The sequence below is a fragment of the Pseudomonas sp. MPC6 genome (assembly GCF_006094435.1).
GTDB lineage: Bacteria > Pseudomonadota > Gammaproteobacteria > Pseudomonadales > Pseudomonadaceae > Aquipseudomonas.
This window is the reverse complement of the sequence record NZ_CP034783.1, coordinates 4,640,499-4,655,861: the sequence shown is the minus strand read 5'-3', so window position 1 is coordinate 4,655,861 and position 15,363 is coordinate 4,640,499. Positions and strand designations below refer to the sequence as shown.

The following is a 15,363-nucleotide window of genomic DNA, read 5'->3' as shown; positions in this document are numbered from 1 at the left end:
ACAGCGCAATGACCAAGGCCAGCGATAGTCAGCAGCGAAGTCCCCTGATCGAGACCCGTTCGATCGATTTCATTCCCGAGGCCGAGCGTCATGGCAGCCTCTACAGCCAGTTCACCCTGTGGCTTGGCGCCAACCTGCAGATCACGGCGATTGTCACCGGCGCCCTGGCCGTGGTGCTGGGCGGCGATGTGTTCTGGTCGCTCATCGGCTTGCTGATCGGCCAATTGCTCGGCGGCGCGGTGGTTGCGCTGCATGCGGCGCAAGGGCCCAAACTCGGGCTGCCGCAGATGATTTCCAGTCGCGTGCAGTTCGGCGTCTATGGGGCCGCGATCCCGATCGTGCTGGTGTGCCTGATGTACCTCGGTTTCAGCGCCACCGGCGCGGTGCTGTCGGGGCAGGCCATTGCCCAGTTGATCGATGTCAGCGACAGCGCCGGCATCCTGATTTTTGCCTCCTGCATCGCCTTTCTGACCATGTTCGGCTATCGGGTCATCCACCTGGTCGGCAAGGTGGCCAGCGTGCTGGGCATCATTGCGTTCGTGTATCTGTTTACCCGGCTGATGACCCTCAACGATATCGGCCTGCTCTTGCAAAACCGCCATTTCGGCTGGAGTACCTTCCTGCTGGCGGTGTCCCTGTCCGCGTCCTGGCAGATCGCCTTTGGACCCTACGTGGCCGACTACTCGCGCTACCTGCCCAGCAAGACCGCGTCCTGGAAAACCTTCACCGCCGTCGGCCTGGGCACGGTGCTTGGCGCCCAGGCCTCAATGGTGCTGGGGGTGTTCGCCGCAGCCCTGGCTGGCGCGAATTTTCGCGGGCATGAAGTCGCGACCATCGTCGGGCTGGGCAGTACCGGCGTGATGGCCTCGCTGCTGTACCTGAGCGTGGTGTTCGGCAAGGTCACGGTGTCTACCCTCAACGCCTATGGCAGCTTCATGTGCGTGGCGACCATCATCAGTGGCTTTCGTAGCCGTCTGGAGATAACCGCCCGGCAACGCATGCTGTTCGTGTTGGTGATTGTCGCCGCGTCCACCACGCTGGCGCTGCTGGGGCAGCATTCGTTCCTGAACACCTTCAAGTATTTCATCCTGTTCCTGCTGACGTTCTTCACACCCTGGAGCGCGATCAACCTGGTGGATTATTACTTCATCAACAAGGAGCGCTACGACATTGCGGCATTGTCCGATCCGCAAGGTCGCTATGGGCGCTGGAACCTGTTGGGCATCAGCGTGTATGGTCTCGGTGTGTTGGTCCAGCTGCCCTTTGTCGACACCAAATTCTACTCGGGGCCGATGGTGGCGCAGCTCGGCGGGGTGGATATTTCCTGGATAGTGGGGTTGGTGGTGCCGGGGATTCTGTATTACGGGCTGGCCAAGGCATCAGCGCCGGCGGTAGTTGCCGAGCGGAGCTGAAGGCCGGGACCTATCCGTTTCTGCGGTAACGGCGACTTAAGGTTCCGCCCTTACGGCGGGTCACTTGGAAAAGCGCCAAGTAACCAAGCGCTCTTGCCCCTGTCGTTCGGTGCCTCGCCCAGGCTCCGGTCCTGCTCCGTGGGCCCACTGCGCAGAACCGGAACGAAGCCTCTCGATGGGGCGTGCACCGTCAAAGCCAAAGCCAAAGCGAGGCGGCCTGCGGGCCGACCTGGCTCTCGGATCCGAGTGCATTTCAAACTTGTAGGAGCCGGCTTGCCGGCGAAGGCGTCCTGACAGCCGACCCCTTCAAGTCTAAACATACAAGCGAGCTTGCTCCTACGAGCTCCCGCACGCTGTGATTTTTTGATCTACATTTCCCTTTTCCGCTGATCAATCAATCCGTTCGGAGACGATCAACATGGCACTCCAGGCCCTGCGCGCCGACCCATCCCACCTCGATAAAATCGCCAGCCTCTTCGACGCCTATCGCGGTTTCTACGGCCAGCCGCCGAACCTCACCCAGTCGCGCCATTTCATCGCCGAGCGCCTCGCCCGGGACGAATCGGCAATCTTCTTCGTCCAGGATGACGGTGGCGAGGCGCTGGGGTTCGTCCAGTTGTACCCGACGTTCTCCTCGATCGACGCGCATCGCACCTGGCTGCTCAGCGACCTGTTCACTACCCCGGCAGCCCGTGGTCGCGGGGTCGGGACCTTGCTGATGAACACCGCCCGAGCCTTTGCGCTGATGACCGGCGCGAAAGGCCTGGTGCTGGAGACGGCCACGGACAACGTCGGGGCGCAACGCTTGTATGAGTCGCTGGGGTATGTGCGCGATACGGGCTACTACACCTATTGCCTGGATTTGAAACAGGGCTGAATCAAGCGTCGCTGTCGAGCACGGCAGTGCTGTCGCGCAGGGTCAATTCGAATGGCAGCACCACATTCCGCTGGCTGCTACGCCTGTTTGCCAAACACCGGCCGGAAAAAAGACCGCTCATAGCTGAGGATGCATTTTGTGTCCTCCGCATATTTGAACGCCGCGATGCAATCCGGATCGTTCATGGAGTCTTGCCGGTACTGCTCATACGCCGAAAGGCTTGGAAAACTGAACATCGCCAAGGCAATGTTATTGGCGCCCTCGGACGGCAGGAAGTAGCCGTGGTGCTGGCCTCCGAATTTTTCAACCAGTGGAATCCACAGCGTCGCATAGTGTTCGAATGCTTTGATCTGGTAGGGATCCAGCACGTATCTCAGATAACAAGTGACCATTTTTTTCTCTCTCTTGGTTGTGTGGTGCTGCTTTCGCCCGATGCGACAGCCGTGCTGTCCTATCTGAACGGTCTGCGTAGCAGATCAATGACTTGATCGGTTGAAGGCCCTTGTATGGGCGGTGGCTCAGGGCTTTCCCCGAATTCGCGCCAGATGAACAGCGTCAGTTCCGCTCCGTCAGTAAGCGACGTTGCGTTTTCGTTGGTCGCGAAGGTCTCCAGCAGCCTGTATCTCTTATCTTTCCAGAACAGATCTTCGATCCAGTGATACACCGGAATGAAGTGGAAATGGATAGGATAGCCGGGGTCATGGCCGAATCGACTGATGTAGAGCCATTTCGGTTTCAACTGCGATTCAATGGTTGTCTGAACCTTGGCGAGCAAGCCACCCATTTCCGCCAGCGCATCGTCGGGCAGATCAGCCAGCGAGTGGACGTGCGCCCTTGAGCCGAGCATCAGATAGCCGGGAAGGGTGGACGACATGTGGTGATTGAGAATCCAATGGGCGGTTTCATGAATGATGAACCGGGGGGCTACTTCCATGTGTGGGGTGTCCATGGTGGATCGGCTGCACAGAATATCAAGGCATCATAAACCTGTCCGGGTCTGGCCGATTTCTGCAGCACGTGATCGCATGTTTTTCGATTTTTTGAGGTGCAGGCCGGAGCGTGGGGGAGGGGCGACTGTAGGAACTTTCTGAGTTGTAGGCAGGAGGCTACATCGTCTTGCGTAGATGCCTACGCCTAAGACAGAATCCGCCGGCTTGTGCGTCTTGGGTCTGGCTTCTATCGTCTGCGGGTCGCTGTAAATCAGCGATCGGGTTTAGCAGCTCGGGTCTACTCTAGGCACACAGCGTCCATTTCATGCTCAGGTTTTTTACCTGCAGGTTCCTGTTATGGCGGCTTTACGTGGGGCACTTCGGTGCGCCGGGTTCTAGAGTCCTGGTCTGCTAACCCGCGTACGGCCGCCACCTCTATTCGTTTAGCAGCGACTGTGGCGACTCCATCACTCTAGGAGTTTCACCATGATCAGATCGACACCCAGTCCTCCGGAATCAGAAACCGCAACGCAATCCACGTCCAAAAACTGTGACCAACACCAGCCCCTCCGAAACGCCGTCCCACCGCACAAACCCAGCACGATGTTCGTCATCGCCCCCGACATCGGCACCGAAACCCTGTTGGCGCACGCCTGTGAATCCCTGGCTTCCGCCAGTGTCATGGCCAGTGACTTCGCGGGGTTCCTGGAAGGATCGCAGCGCAACACGATGCTGGGTATTCAGCAGGTCGTCATGCTGGCGGAACTGGCGGTGAATCGAGCACTGGATAACGTCGATCCGCAGGATTGACCCACCTGACCATTCCCATGTCGAGGTGTTGAACCGTCGGCGTGGGAATGCGGCCCGAGGTGTTCCGCGTCCATGTGGATGCAGAGCGTCCGGCGAGGCATTCCCGACGTAAATGAAATGATCGGATCAGCGTATCCCGAGAGCTTTTATGCGTTTACGATTGGAAGATCACAGGTCGCGAGGGAACGCAAAATGGAGGTTCGTCTCGCAACAACCGACGATGCAGCAGCGATCAGTCATGTGGTGATCAGCGCGCTGCACGAGTCCAATGCGCAGGACTATCCACCCGATGTCATCGCGCGAGTGGAGCAGGGCTTCTCCGCGCAGGGGATCATTGAGTTGATGACGCAGCGCCGGGTTTATGTGGCGTCTGTCGATCAACGTGTCGTCGCGACGGCCAGTCTGGATGGGGATGTTGTCAGAAGTGTCTTTGTCGACCCGCAATACCAAGGGGCCGGAATCGGCAGGCAGCTTATGGCTGTCATTCATTCGGCCGCCCTTGAATTGGGCCTTGATGTTCTGCACGTGCCGTCTTCAATCACCGCAGAGGGCTTTTATGCCGCGCTGGGGTTTCGGAAAGTGCGGGATGAATTCCATGGGACCGAACGCACCATCGTCATGCAGCGGTTGTTAAGGCAATAGCGGATCTGATCAGACAAACCTGCCGATCATCAGACCGCCTTCGCTGGCAAGCCAGCTCCTACAGGGTTTTGTGTTGGGCACAATATTCGTGGCACGGTAGCGATTCCTGTGGGAGCGGGCTTGCCCGCGAAGGCGTACTGACATTCGGCATCGATGTCGACTGACATGACGCCTTCAGGCAAGCCTGCGGTCAAACCACAGATACCCTGGTCCCGCCTACTTCGAAAACCGCCGCGCCCCCGCCACACAAAGAATCACCGCCACCGTCACCCCCAACATGCCAATGCTCACCTGCTCATGCAGCAACGTCGCCGCCAGCGCCAACCCGAAAAACGGTTGCAGCAACTGCAACTGGCCAACGGCGGCAATCCCGCCCTGGGCCAGCCCGCGATACCAGAACACGAAGCCGATCAGCATGCTGAAAACCGACACGTATCCCAGGCAGGCCCACGCCGATGTCGTAATGCCCGAGAACGAAGGCGGGGCCAGATACCAGGTCAACGGGACCATGACCGGCAACGACAGCACCAAAGCCCAGCAGATCACCTGCCAGCCGCCCAAGGTCCTCGACAACTTCGCACCTTCGGCATAACCCAGGCCGCAGGCGAGGATCGCCAGCAACATCAGGATGTCCCCCGTCGGCGACGCGGTCAGGCCTTGGGAAAAGGCAAAACCCACCACCAGCGCACTGCCCAGCACCGAGAACAACCAGAACACCGGCCGCGGCCGCTCGCCACCGCGCAACACGCCGAACGCCGCGGTGGCGAGCGGCAACAGGCCAACGAACACGATCGAATGCGCCGACGTCACGTACTGCAGCGCCAACGCCGTCAGCAGCGGGAACCCCACAACAACGCCCAGCGCCACGATCGCCAGGGGCAGAAGATCACCTCGGGCAGGACGCTTTTCCTTGAACAGCAGCAGCATGCACAGCGCCAGAAGCCCCGCGATGGTGGCGCGGGCCACCGTCAGGAATACCGGGTCGAACTCCAGCACGGCCAGCCGCGTGGCAGGCAGCGAGCCGCTGAAGATCAGGACGCCGATGAACCCGTTGAGCCAGCCGCTGGCGGTCTTTTCCATCCCCAGGTTTTGCAGCTTCGATGCCCGTTCCATTGCGTTCACACTCAAAAAGTTTGCAGAGATCCATCCTATGATCGAAGATCAATACAATCAAAATATTGTCATGGATACATCGGCCCATGCCTCGCTCCCGATACAAGTCGCTGGTTGACAGCTTTGCCGCGGACATCCGCGCCGGGCGCCTGCTGCCCGGCACGCGCTTGCCGACCCACCGTCAACTGGCGACGACCGAAGGCCTGGCGCTGGTGACGGCCAGCCGGGTCTATGCAGAACTCGAGGCCATGGGCCTGGTCAGCGGCGAAACCGGGCGCGGCACCTTCGTCAGGGAAACCGCGCTGGCGCCGGGCTCGGGCATCGACCAGAAAGACGTGGCGGTCGGCATGATCGATCTCAACTTCAACTATCCGTCGCTGCCGGGGCAGGCAGAGCTGTTGCGCAGTGCGCTGCGCCAATTGGCGTCGGGGGGTGACCTGGAGGCGCTGCTGCGCTATCAGCCCCATGCCGGGCGATTGCATGAGCGGGCGTCGGTGGCACGCCATCTGCGCGCTCGCGGATTGACGGTGGAGGCCGGGCACGTGTTGATCGTCAATGGCGCCCAGCAGGGGCTGGCCGTGACGATGATGGCGCTGCTCAAACCCGGTGATGTGATTGCTGCCGATGCGCTGACCTATTCCGGTTTCAAGGTGCTCGCCGAAGCCCTGCACCTGGAAATCGTGCCCATTCCCGTGACCGCACAGGGGCCGGATCTCGCTGCTCTGGAACAGCTCTGCCAGAGCCGGCGCGTGCGGGCGGTGTACAGCATGCCGACGCTGCACAATCCGTTGGGATGGGTGATGAGTGCCGAGCAACGCGGGCACCTGGTGACGATTGCGCGCCGCCATGAGTTGCTCATCATCGAGGACGCCGCGTACGCCTTCCTCGCTGAAAACCCGCCGCCTCCGATCGCCTATCTCGCCCCCGAGCGCACGGTTTACGTGTCCGGGTTATCCAAGAGTGTCGCCACCGGCTTGCGTGTAGGTTTCATCGCTGCGCCCCTGGATAAGGTGTCTGCCCTCGAGCGAACGATCAGGGCCACCACCTGGAATACCCCGGGCGTGCTCACCGCGATTGCGAGCACGTGGCTCGACGATGGCACCGTCATGCAGCTGGAAGCGGAAAAACGCAAGGACGCGCAGGCCAGGCAAGCCATCGCCGCGCAAGTGCTGGCGGGCCTTCGCTACATCAGTCATCCATCGTCGTATTTTCTTTGGCTGCCGTTGCCGGAAGACGCACGGGCCGACCAGATCGCCATGGAGCTGATGCGCGAACAGGTGGCGGTCTCGATTGCCGAGCCTTTTGCGATCTCCGTGCATGTGCCCCACGCGATCCGTCTGGCGTTGGGGTCGGTGGATCTGGACACGCTGCGCCAGGCGTTGGTGAAGGTGAAGAGGGTGGTGGGGGCTTATACGTAGCGGGAAAGCCAGGTGAGCACCCCTGTGGCGAGGGCGCTTGCTCCCGCTGGGTCGCGCAGCGGCCCCAAACCCGACGACCGCGATCATTCGGACACCTCGCCGTGGAGGCGCAGCCCAAGGCGATCAACTGGCTTTCACCGCCGAGACCGGGGAGGGCGTTTTTGCATTTAAGTTTTGGTGCCGGAGCCAGTCATGATGAAATAGCCGCCCGCTTTTGCTGTGAACGACACCTGGAACCGACATGAAGAACGCCGCTTTACTGACCTTCGCCCTGCTGCTCAACGCAGGACTCTGCAGCGCCCAGGCCGAAGCGGCCGGCGATGCCGAGGCGGGCGGCAAACTGTTCAAGCGGATCTGCGGTGGCTGCCATCAGGTCGGGGAGTCGGCGCGGGGCTCTTTTGGTCCGCAGCTCAACGGGATTTTCGGCCGGCCTTCAGGCAGCACCACGGACTACCTGTACTCCGATGCGATGAAAGCGGCCGGCATCGTCTGGACTCGCGAAACACTGACCGCGTACCTCGAAAACCCGAAGGGAGTGGTCCCCGGGACCCGGATGATTTTCTGGGGGCTCAGCGATCGGGAAAAGGTCGAAGATGTGCTGGCTTATCTTCAGACCTTTCAACCGCATTGAGAGGGCTAAACGTGAGGGAGTGGTGGTTCGACCGCTGACAGCACGGGCGACGCGTTTAGCCAATGAACAATGCGTTATCGTTGACGTCCTTCGCTGGCAAGCCAGCTCCTACAGGGTTGCGAGGTAGGCGCCAACGCGTTTTCCCATTTGCTCGCCCAAGGCTTGCAAGGCACTGAAGGGGCGGACCATCACCTCGAACTCGACGATTTTCCCCTGTTCATTGAAGCGGATCATGTCGATGCCCTTTAGCGCCTTTGCGTCGACGTTGGCGCTGAATTCCAGCACGACGCTCAAGCCGTCCGCCGTTGCCAGTTCCCGGTGATAGACAAAATCATCGAGCAGCTCGATGACCGTGTTGAGAATCTTCGAGACCACGACCGCTTCCGGGTAAGGCTTGTGCGCCATCGGCGAGCGTAATATCGCCTGAGGGTCCAACAGTTCAGGCAAGGCGCTCAAGTCACCCTTGCGGATCATGGCGTGCCACTGGTTCAGAGAGGCTGCGGCTTGGGGATGCAGGTTCAGTCCAGACATCTTCAACTCCTGTATTTTTATTATTGGCCGCACCGCAGCGAAGGCGGCCTCAAGACTTGCAGCGCCCATGCAGACGCCTTCGCCAGCAAGCCGGCTCCTACAGGGTTCGGCGTTGACCACAATCCATCTGTACACCGGTGATCCCTTGTAGGAGCTGGCTTGCCAGCGAAGGCGGCCTCGAGCCTTGCAGCGCCCATGCAGACGCCTTCGCCAGCAAGCCGGCTCCTACAGGGTTCGGCGTTGACCACAATCCATCTGTACACCGGTGATCCCTTGTAGGAGCTGGCTTGCCAGCGAAGGCGGCCTCGAGCCTTGCAGCGCCCATGCAGACGCCTTCGCCAGCAAGCCGGCTCCTACAGGGTTCGGCGTTGACCACAATCCATCTGTACACCGGTGATCCCTTGTAGGAGCTGGCTTGCCAGCGAAGGCGGCCTCGAGCCTTGCAGTACCCATGCAGACGCCTTCGCCAGCAAGCCGGCTCCTACAGGTTTGGTGATTTCCAATCTGTTTGTATGCAGGTGATTGTGTCGATACCGAAGGCGGTGATCTTGGCGATCGCCCGGGCATCCCATGAATTGCGGGTTATTGCAGGTATAAAAAACCCGGCAGACGAGGCCGGGTTTTTCGTTGGGTGTCGCGGTAAAACCATTCATTTATGCCGCACGGCTTTCGATCAACCGATCCGAACCACCTTCGGCAACGCGATTTTCGATCAGACGATCCGAACCATCAGCAGCCACCCGATTTTCGATCAGACGATCCGAACCATCAGCCGCCACCCGATTTTCGATCAACCGATCCGAACCATCAGCAGCCACGCGATTCTCGATCAACCGATCCGAACCATCAGCAGCCACCCGATTTTCGATCAACCGATCCGAACCATCAGCAGCTACACGATTCTCGATCAACCGATCCGAACCATCAGCAGCTACACGATTCTCGATCAACCGATCCGACCCCCCTCAGCCACACGACTCTCAATCAACCGATCCGAGCCGCCCTCAGCGACAACCGGGTGAGCGGAGGTAGCGGCGAAAGCGTTCACTGCAAAAACCGAGAAAGCGAGGCTGAGAAGGATTTGGCGTTTCATGATTGTGTGCTCCGGGGTGTAGGTGTCTGGTATGGAGGCGATGTTACGCCCCGGAGTTTTTAAGAGAACTTCATTGAGTTAATGGTGACTATTAACTCCGTCAATGGCTGCATCAACCACGAACTCTCACCGATCAGCAACACACAGTTCGCCAGTAGCCCGTATCAGTGCCTGGCCATGCAAACCGTCCTTGATCAGGCCGGATCGCGCCGTGGCCAGCCAGTCCTGGCAGTTGGGGTCGGTGCGATAGGGCACGAACCTGGCGTATTGCTGCAACAGGCGGTTCTGCAGCTCATCCAGTTGAGGCCTGATCTGCCTGGCGAGATCCGGCCGTGGCGTGTCAGGCGCCTTGCCCGCCGCATGCCATTGCGCGATCAGGCCGTACTGCACCAACTTGTTGGCCTCCATCTGTGCACTGACCAATTCGGCGACGTCGTTCGGGTCCAGCTTGCGCGCCACGGCCAGCTTCCTCGCGTCGGCGATGACCTGCGCTTCCCGGGCACTGTCCTGGATCGGTTTGCCACTGTCCCACTTGGTCAGCGCCACCAGATCGGCAATGTTCAGGCGCTCGTTCATCGTCGCCAGCAGCGGCTGCAGGCTCTCGGGCGCCGGTCCGGGCGTGGCGGCCTGTGCGCCGCCAGCGAACAAGCCGAGCAGGGCGCAGGTCAGCAGCTGCGGTAAGCGTGGGGAATGGAGCATTGGCAACCTCATTGGACGCGGGATTCACAGGCAGGTGATGTGTAACACAGGTGTGGCAGGGCCGTTAAGGTGGCTGATTGACTTGCGCAGTCAGTTGCATAATCGCGCTAGGGCTTTTTGCGCTGGTGCAGGTAGCATGAACGCATTACCGGCGCGCCAAGCGACAGGCTGGTTAACGTAAACGAGTGGGTCGAACATTGATCGAACGACGTCAATTCAGCGGAGGCATGAAGGGTAAAAACCTCCGCTACCTGAATGAAAGCCCTGGCCAGCCTGCGCAGATGACTCGAGCGGGCTTTTTGCTGCTCGAGCACTTCTCGCTGCCTGCGTTCACCCAGGCACTGGATACCATTGTCACCGCCAATCTGCTGCGCCCCGGCTTGTTCTCATCGCGCACGTTCGGCCTGAACGACGCAGAAGTCGTCAGCGACCTGGGGCTGGTGATCCGCCCGGATGCACGCCTCGATTCTGCTGCGATCCACGACCTGGATCTGCTGGTCATCTGCGGCGGCTACAGGACAGAACTGAAGGCGAACGAGGAGTTCATCAACCTGTTGCGAGCGGCGACAGACCAGGGCGTCACGCTGGCCGGATTGTGGAACGGTGCATGGTTCCTCGGCAGGGCAGGCCTGCTCGACGGATATCGCTGTGCAATCCACCCCGAACATCGCCCCGCGCTCGCCGAAATCGCCAAGGCGACCCAGGTCAGCAGCGAACCCTATGTCATCGATCGCGACCGGCTCACGGCGTCCAGCCCCTCCGGTGCATTCCATATGGCACTGGACTGGATCAAGGGCCTGCACGACAAAGCCCTGGTCGAGGGCATCGAAGACATCCTGGCGTTCGAGGAGTCGCGCTACCGGCGCATCAAACCCACTGAAAACATCTGCGTCAGCGCGCCCTTGCGCGAAGTGGTGAAGCTGATGGACGCCAACCTCGAAGAGCCGCTGGAACTGGAGCAACTGGCCGTCTACGCCGGCCGCTCGCGTCGCCAACTCGAGCGCCTGTTCAAGGAACAACTGGGCACCACGCCGCAGCGCTATTACATGGAGCTGCGGATCACCGAAGCCCGTCGACTGCTGCAGCACACCGAGCTGTCCCAGGTCGACGTGCTGGTGGCCTGCGGGTTCGTTTCGCCCAGCCATTTCAGCAAGTGCTACAGCTCGTATTTTGGCTACAGGCCTTCCAAGGAAAAGCGCCTGGTCAAGTGACGGCCAGGCTTAGTGTGGCGACCCGAGCGCGCTGGCTCAGGTAATCCGTATTCATCATCATGAGCCTGCCCTGGAGCTGCACATGAAAGCAGACCTTGTTGGTGCATGACATTGCCGACGTGCGGGCGGAGCTGGATGCCGGGATAAAGCTGGTGATCACCGGCCATTCGCATAAGCCGCGCATAGACTGGCGCGGCGAACGGCTGTACCTCAACCCAGGCAGCGCGGGGCGGCGCAGGTTCAAGCTGCCGGTGACGCTGGCGCTGCTTGAGGTGCTTGAGGGCTCGATTGAGCCGCGGCTGGTTTCGTTATTGGAATGACCATTCGCTGAAATTCGGTCCCCAACCAAAAAGGAACCGCCGCACCGCCCCCCGCTGCATCGTCTTCTGCAAAATCAGGCTACGTTAGGGGACGTTACTGCGGCCACTGTTCAAGCAGTATCGAGACGAATTTTTCTGCCGCCGGGGAGAGTGAAGCGCCTCGTCGATAGACAAGCCCTAACGACCGATTGACCACAGGTTCGATCAGCGGAACGCTCACCAACGTCGGATGATCGCCCGCGGGCATTGCCAGGCTCGGCATCGCTGACACCCCGAGACCCGCTTCGACCAATCCTAGCGATGTAGAAAGATGCTGCACTTCGTAGAACCATTGGGGACGCCAGCTCAGCCCTGATAGCGCATGGTCCAGGAGCATACGGTTGCCGCTCAGACGCCCGACTCCGATCAGTCGGTAGTCGCTCAACTCGGACCAGCTTACCGAGGCGCGTTTCGCCAGCTCATGATCGCGTCGGCATGCCAATACGAACGGCTCGTTTACCAGCGGAACGAATTCTATGTCGGGGTGCTGGCCACTCATCATGTTGATACCGAAGTCGGCTTCACCGCGGAGCACCGACTCCAAGCCTTCATTAGCGCTCAGGTCGAGAAGGCGGATCCGGATTTTCGGGTAGCGTTCGTTGTAGATCCGAATCACCGAAGGCAGAAAGTAAAACGCCGCGGTGGGTATGCAGGCCAGGGTTACACGGCCGATCTGGCGTTCTGCCAGTTCGCGAATATTCAGAATGGAATCGTCGAAATCGTCCAGCAATCTGCGCGCCTTGGGCAAGAAATCACGTCCGACGCTGGTCAGGCTGACTTTGCGCGTGGTCCGATCGAGTAGGGCAGTGCCCAATCCCTCTTCCAGTTTTTTTATCCGCCGACTCAACGCGGGTTGCGAAAGGTGAAGCGCATCGGCCGCTTCGTGGAAGCTGCCGAGTTCGGCGATTTTCACGAAAGATCGGATGTCCTGAAGCTCATATTCCATTAGTCGTCTCGCCGTGGAAGGGGACTGATCGAGTGGTTTAACCTTAGTTATTTCTTTTGTGAAACGCAATAATCGCTCCGATCTTTGCATTGGAAACACCATTACATCCCTGTCACTCTTGTTTGCAAGACATCAATTGCTCCGATTGATCAACAAGAGTGAGTGGGCCATGCAACGTATTCCTTGTGTGTTAATGCGCGGCGGTACCTCAAAGGGGCCGGTTTTTCTCGCTTGGGATCTTCCGGTGTCCATTGAGCAACGCGATGAGCTGTTGCTCTCGGTCATGGGTTCCGGTCACGAGCTGGAGATCGACGGCATCGGCGGCGGCAGCCCGCAGACCAGCAAGGTGGCCATCGTCAGCCCTTCACTGCACCCGGATGCCGATGTGGATTACCTGTTCGTGCAGGTCATGGTTTCCCAGCGCCGGGTCGATACCGCGCCGAATTGCGGCAACATGCTTTGCGCGGTCGGGCCGTTTGCCATCGAGCAGGGCCTGGTCAAGGCAGGCGGCAACTCCACCCGCGTGCGGATCCGCAATCTCAACACGGGCACCTTCGTCACGTCTGAAGTGCACACCCCTGGCGGCAAAGTCAGCTATGAAGGCGATACCGTCATCGATGGCGTACCGGGCAGCGCAGCGCCGGTTCAACTGACATTTCTCGATGCGGCGGGCAGCAAGACCGGCAAGCTGTTTCCTACCGGCAACACCCAGGATTGCTTCGACGGCATCGCGGTGACCTGCATCGATATGGCGATGCCGATGCTCATTATCGAGGCGTGCCACTTGGGCAAGCGTGGTGATGAAACACCGGCCGAACTGGACGCCGACAAAGACTTTCTGCAGCGCCTCGAATCCCTGCGTTTGCAGGCGGGCAGGGCCATGGGGCTGGGTGATGTCAGCGACAAGGTTATCCCCAAGCCTGTACTGGTGTCGCCAGCCAAGGCGGGAGGCACGTTGCAGGTTCGTTACTTCATGCCGCACAACTGCCATCGAGCGCTGGCCATTACCGGTTCCATCGGTCTGGCCACGGCCTGTGTCAGCGAGGGCAGTGTGGTCGCGCAGATGCTCGGTTCCACCGCTGAGCCGCGGTTGCAACAGGTGCGAATCGAGCATCCGAGCGGTGGTATCGACGTCGTACTGTCATACACCGGGAATGACGGTAAAACGATCCGTGCCTCGGTGGTTCGTACCGCGCGAAGGTTGTTTTCCGGCTTTGTCTACGCCCCGGTTTCTCAACGACTCGCCGGGTAGTCGTCCCGCGTAGTCACTGTCGTCCTGCATCAGAACAATTCCAAAAATGGGTGATGCCATGAAAGTCGTAAAATCGCTCTACTTCCAGATCCTCTGCGCGGTACTGCTGGGTGTCGTTGTTGGCCATTTCTGGGCTCAACAGGCCATTGCCCTCAAGCCGCTGGGTGATGCCTTCATCAAGCTGATCAAGATGATGATCGCCCCCGTGGTGTTCTGCACTATCGTCACGGGCATCGCCGGGATGAGTGATAAACGCTCCCTGGGTCGCTTGCTGAGCAAGACCATGCTGCTGTTTCTCGGGTTGACGGTGATCAGCCTGATCATCGGCCTGGTGGCGGTCTACCTGTTCAAGCCGGGCGCGGGCATGAATATCGATCCGAGCCAATTGAGCACCGCAGGGTTGTCGCAATACACGGAGTCGGCAGCCAAGCTTGGGGTCGTCGAGTTTTTCATGCACATCATCCCCGACACCTTCATCGGTGCGTTCAGCAAAGGTGAAGTGCTGCCCGTCTTGTTTATCGCCGTGCTCTGCGGTTTTGCCCTGTCATCGCTGGGTGAGCGCGGCAAGCCTGTACTCGATGTGCTCGAAGCCGCATCGCAGATGGTTTTCAAGATCTTTTCCTACCTGATGCGCTTTGCGCCGATCGGTGCCTTCGGGGCGCTGGCGTTCACAGTCGGGCAGTACGGCATCACCTCGCTGGGTTCGTTGGCGAAGTTGATCATGACGTTGTACATCGCCTGCGGTTTCTTTGTCTTTGTGGTGCTTGGCAGCATTTGCCGCGCCCATGGTTTCAGCCTGTGGAAGTTGCTGCGCTACCTGCGTGAAGAGTTTTTGGTGGTGCTGGGGACGTCCTCTACCGAACCGGTGATGCCGCGCATGCTGGAAAAACTCCAGGCGCTGGGTTGCAAGAAAGGTGTCGTGGGGCTGGTGTTGCCGACGGGGTATTCGTTCAACCTCGATGGCACGGCGATCTACCTGTCGCTGGCGGCAATCTTTATTGCACAGGCCTGCAATATCGACCTGACCTTCACGCAGACCCTCACCATGCTGGCAATCATGCTGCTGTCCTCCAAGGGCGCAGCAGGGGTCACCGGTAGCGGCTTTGTGGCATTGGCCTCCACGCTGACGGTGATCCATGACATTCCGCTGGCAGGCCTGGCCTTGCTGATCGGTATCGACCGCTTCATGTCCGAAGCACGTGCGCTGACCAGCCTGGCAAGCAACGCCGTGGCGACCGTGGTGATCTCGATTTCCGAGAACGCCTGTGACCGTCAGGTCCTGCTCGCCACCCTGGACGGAAAAGCGCCGACGCCACTGGCAGACGATCAGGCCTGGGAACCTGCCGAAATCGCCAGACAGGGTTAATACCGCTACCCATAAACCTGCTCGTCACAACCCGCTACCAGACGTCACCGAGTGCGTCGTCTGGTAGTCTCGGG

The 15,363-nt window shown here is 59.8% G+C and carries 15 protein-coding genes and 2 pseudogenes; 10 read left to right on the top strand and 7 right to left on the bottom strand.

Features of this window, described 5'->3' with window-relative positions; genetic code table 11:
• Positions 1 to 8 precede the first annotated feature (8 nt).
• On the top strand, positions 9 to 1,412 hold the full coding sequence (locus ELQ88_RS23575; protein ID WP_138968148.1) for a cytosine permease: 1,404 nt from the start codon (positions 9 to 11) through the stop codon (positions 1,410 to 1,412).
• Between the two features lie 418 nt (positions 1,413 to 1,830).
• Positions 1,831 to 2,289, top strand: a complete 459-nt coding sequence (locus ELQ88_RS23565) for a GNAT family N-acetyltransferase (protein ID WP_138968144.1) — start codon at positions 1,831 to 1,833, stop codon at positions 2,287 to 2,289.
• Positions 2,290 to 2,366: 77 nt separating this feature from the next.
• Here ELQ88_RS23565 and ELQ88_RS23560 read toward each other — a convergent pair whose 3' ends face one another.
• Together ELQ88_RS23560 and ELQ88_RS23555 are read right to left on the bottom strand one after the other, a co-directional pair.
• On the bottom strand, positions 2,367 to 2,681 hold the full coding sequence (locus ELQ88_RS23560; protein ID WP_128869709.1) for an NIPSNAP family protein: 315 nt from the start codon (positions 2,679 to 2,681) through the stop codon (positions 2,367 to 2,369).
• Between the two features lie 59 nt (positions 2,682 to 2,740).
• On the bottom strand, positions 2,741 to 3,223 hold the full coding sequence (locus tag ELQ88_RS23555) for an HIT family protein (RefSeq protein WP_138968142.1): 483 nt from the start codon (positions 3,221 to 3,223) through the stop codon (positions 2,741 to 2,743).
• 481 nt (positions 3,224 to 3,704) lie between these two features.
• Here ELQ88_RS23555 and ELQ88_RS23550 point away from each other — a divergent pair, with 481 nt between their 5' ends.
• Both ELQ88_RS23550 and ELQ88_RS23545 read left to right on the top strand, forming a co-directional pair.
• Positions 3,705 to 4,028, top strand: coding sequence for a DUF6124 family protein (locus ELQ88_RS23550; RefSeq protein ID WP_138968140.1), 324 nt, complete (start codon positions 3,705 to 3,707; stop codon positions 4,026 to 4,028).
• 192 nt (positions 4,029 to 4,220) lie between these two features.
• Complete coding sequence (locus ELQ88_RS23545; RefSeq protein WP_138968138.1) at positions 4,221 to 4,670, top strand: GNAT family N-acetyltransferase; 450 nt, start codon at positions 4,221 to 4,223, stop codon at positions 4,668 to 4,670.
• A gap of 216 nt (positions 4,671 to 4,886) precedes the next feature.
• On the opposite strand, the gene ELQ88_RS23540 is transcribed toward ELQ88_RS23545, so the two are convergent.
• The gene (locus tag ELQ88_RS23540) at positions 4,887 to 5,783 is read right to left on the bottom strand and encodes a DMT family transporter (protein ID WP_138968136.1); all 897 of its coding nucleotides are present in this window, start codon (positions 5,781 to 5,783) and stop codon (positions 4,887 to 4,889) included.
• Positions 5,784 to 5,869: 86 nt separating this feature from the next.
• Here ELQ88_RS23540 and ELQ88_RS23535 point away from each other — a divergent pair, with 86 nt between their 5' ends.
• Together ELQ88_RS23535 and ELQ88_RS23530 are read left to right on the top strand one after the other, a co-directional pair.
• Positions 5,870 to 7,201 carry a PLP-dependent aminotransferase family protein gene (locus ELQ88_RS23535; RefSeq protein WP_138968134.1) on the top strand — a complete coding sequence of 444 codons (1,332 nt, stop codon included), beginning with the start codon at positions 5,870 to 5,872 and terminating at the stop codon, positions 7,199 to 7,201.
• A gap of 241 nt (positions 7,202 to 7,442) precedes the next feature.
• Complete coding sequence (locus tag ELQ88_RS23530) at positions 7,443 to 7,832, top strand: cytochrome c family protein (RefSeq protein WP_138968132.1); 390 nt, start codon at positions 7,443 to 7,445, stop codon at positions 7,830 to 7,832.
• Positions 7,833 to 7,940: 108 nt separating this feature from the next.
• Here ELQ88_RS23530 and ELQ88_RS23525 read toward each other — a convergent pair whose 3' ends face one another.
• The 3 genes and pseudogenes from ELQ88_RS23525 to ELQ88_RS23515 form a co-directional block, all read right to left on the bottom strand.
• Positions 7,941 to 8,363 (bottom strand): nuclear transport factor 2 family protein, encoded by a 423-nt coding sequence (locus tag ELQ88_RS23525; protein WP_138968130.1) that lies wholly within the window; start codon positions 8,361 to 8,363, stop codon positions 7,941 to 7,943.
• Positions 8,364 to 9,016: 653 nt separating this feature from the next.
• A pseudogene (locus ELQ88_RS23520) lies at positions 9,017 to 9,456 on the bottom strand (hypothetical protein).
• A gap of 126 nt (positions 9,457 to 9,582) precedes the next feature.
• A complete protein-coding gene (locus ELQ88_RS23515; RefSeq protein ID WP_128871176.1) occupies positions 9,583 to 10,155 on the bottom strand; it encodes a chorismate mutase in 573 nt (190 codons plus the stop codon).
• Between the two features lie 197 nt (positions 10,156 to 10,352).
• Here ELQ88_RS23515 and ELQ88_RS23510 point away from each other — a divergent pair, with 197 nt between their 5' ends.
• Positions 10,353 to 11,366 carry a GlxA family transcriptional regulator gene (locus ELQ88_RS23510; RefSeq protein WP_178084711.1) on the top strand — a complete coding sequence of 338 codons (1,014 nt, stop codon included), beginning with the start codon at positions 10,353 to 10,355 and terminating at the stop codon, positions 11,364 to 11,366.
• Between the two features lie 89 nt (positions 11,367 to 11,455).
• A pseudogene (locus ELQ88_RS23505) lies at positions 11,456 to 11,686 on the top strand (metallophosphoesterase family protein); the annotation flags it as partial.
• A gap of 94 nt (positions 11,687 to 11,780) precedes the next feature.
• On the opposite strand, the gene ELQ88_RS23500 reads toward ELQ88_RS23505, so the two are convergent.
• Positions 11,781 to 12,671 carry a LysR family transcriptional regulator gene (locus ELQ88_RS23500; RefSeq protein ID WP_128871177.1) on the bottom strand — a complete coding sequence of 297 codons (891 nt, stop codon included), beginning with the start codon at positions 12,669 to 12,671 and terminating at the stop codon, positions 11,781 to 11,783.
• Between the two features lie 169 nt (positions 12,672 to 12,840).
• Here ELQ88_RS23500 and ELQ88_RS23495 point away from each other — a divergent pair, with 169 nt between their 5' ends.
• On the top strand, positions 12,841 to 13,923 hold the full coding sequence (locus ELQ88_RS23495) for a 4-oxalomesaconate tautomerase (RefSeq protein ID WP_128871178.1): 1,083 nt from the start codon (positions 12,841 to 12,843) through the stop codon (positions 13,921 to 13,923).
• A 46-nt stretch (positions 13,924 to 13,969) separates the two neighbouring features.
• On the top strand, positions 13,970 to 15,289 hold the full coding sequence (locus ELQ88_RS23490; protein WP_138968126.1) for a dicarboxylate/amino acid:cation symporter: 1,320 nt from the start codon (positions 13,970 to 13,972) through the stop codon (positions 15,287 to 15,289).
• The last annotated feature ends 74 nt before the right edge of the window (positions 15,290 to 15,363 follow it).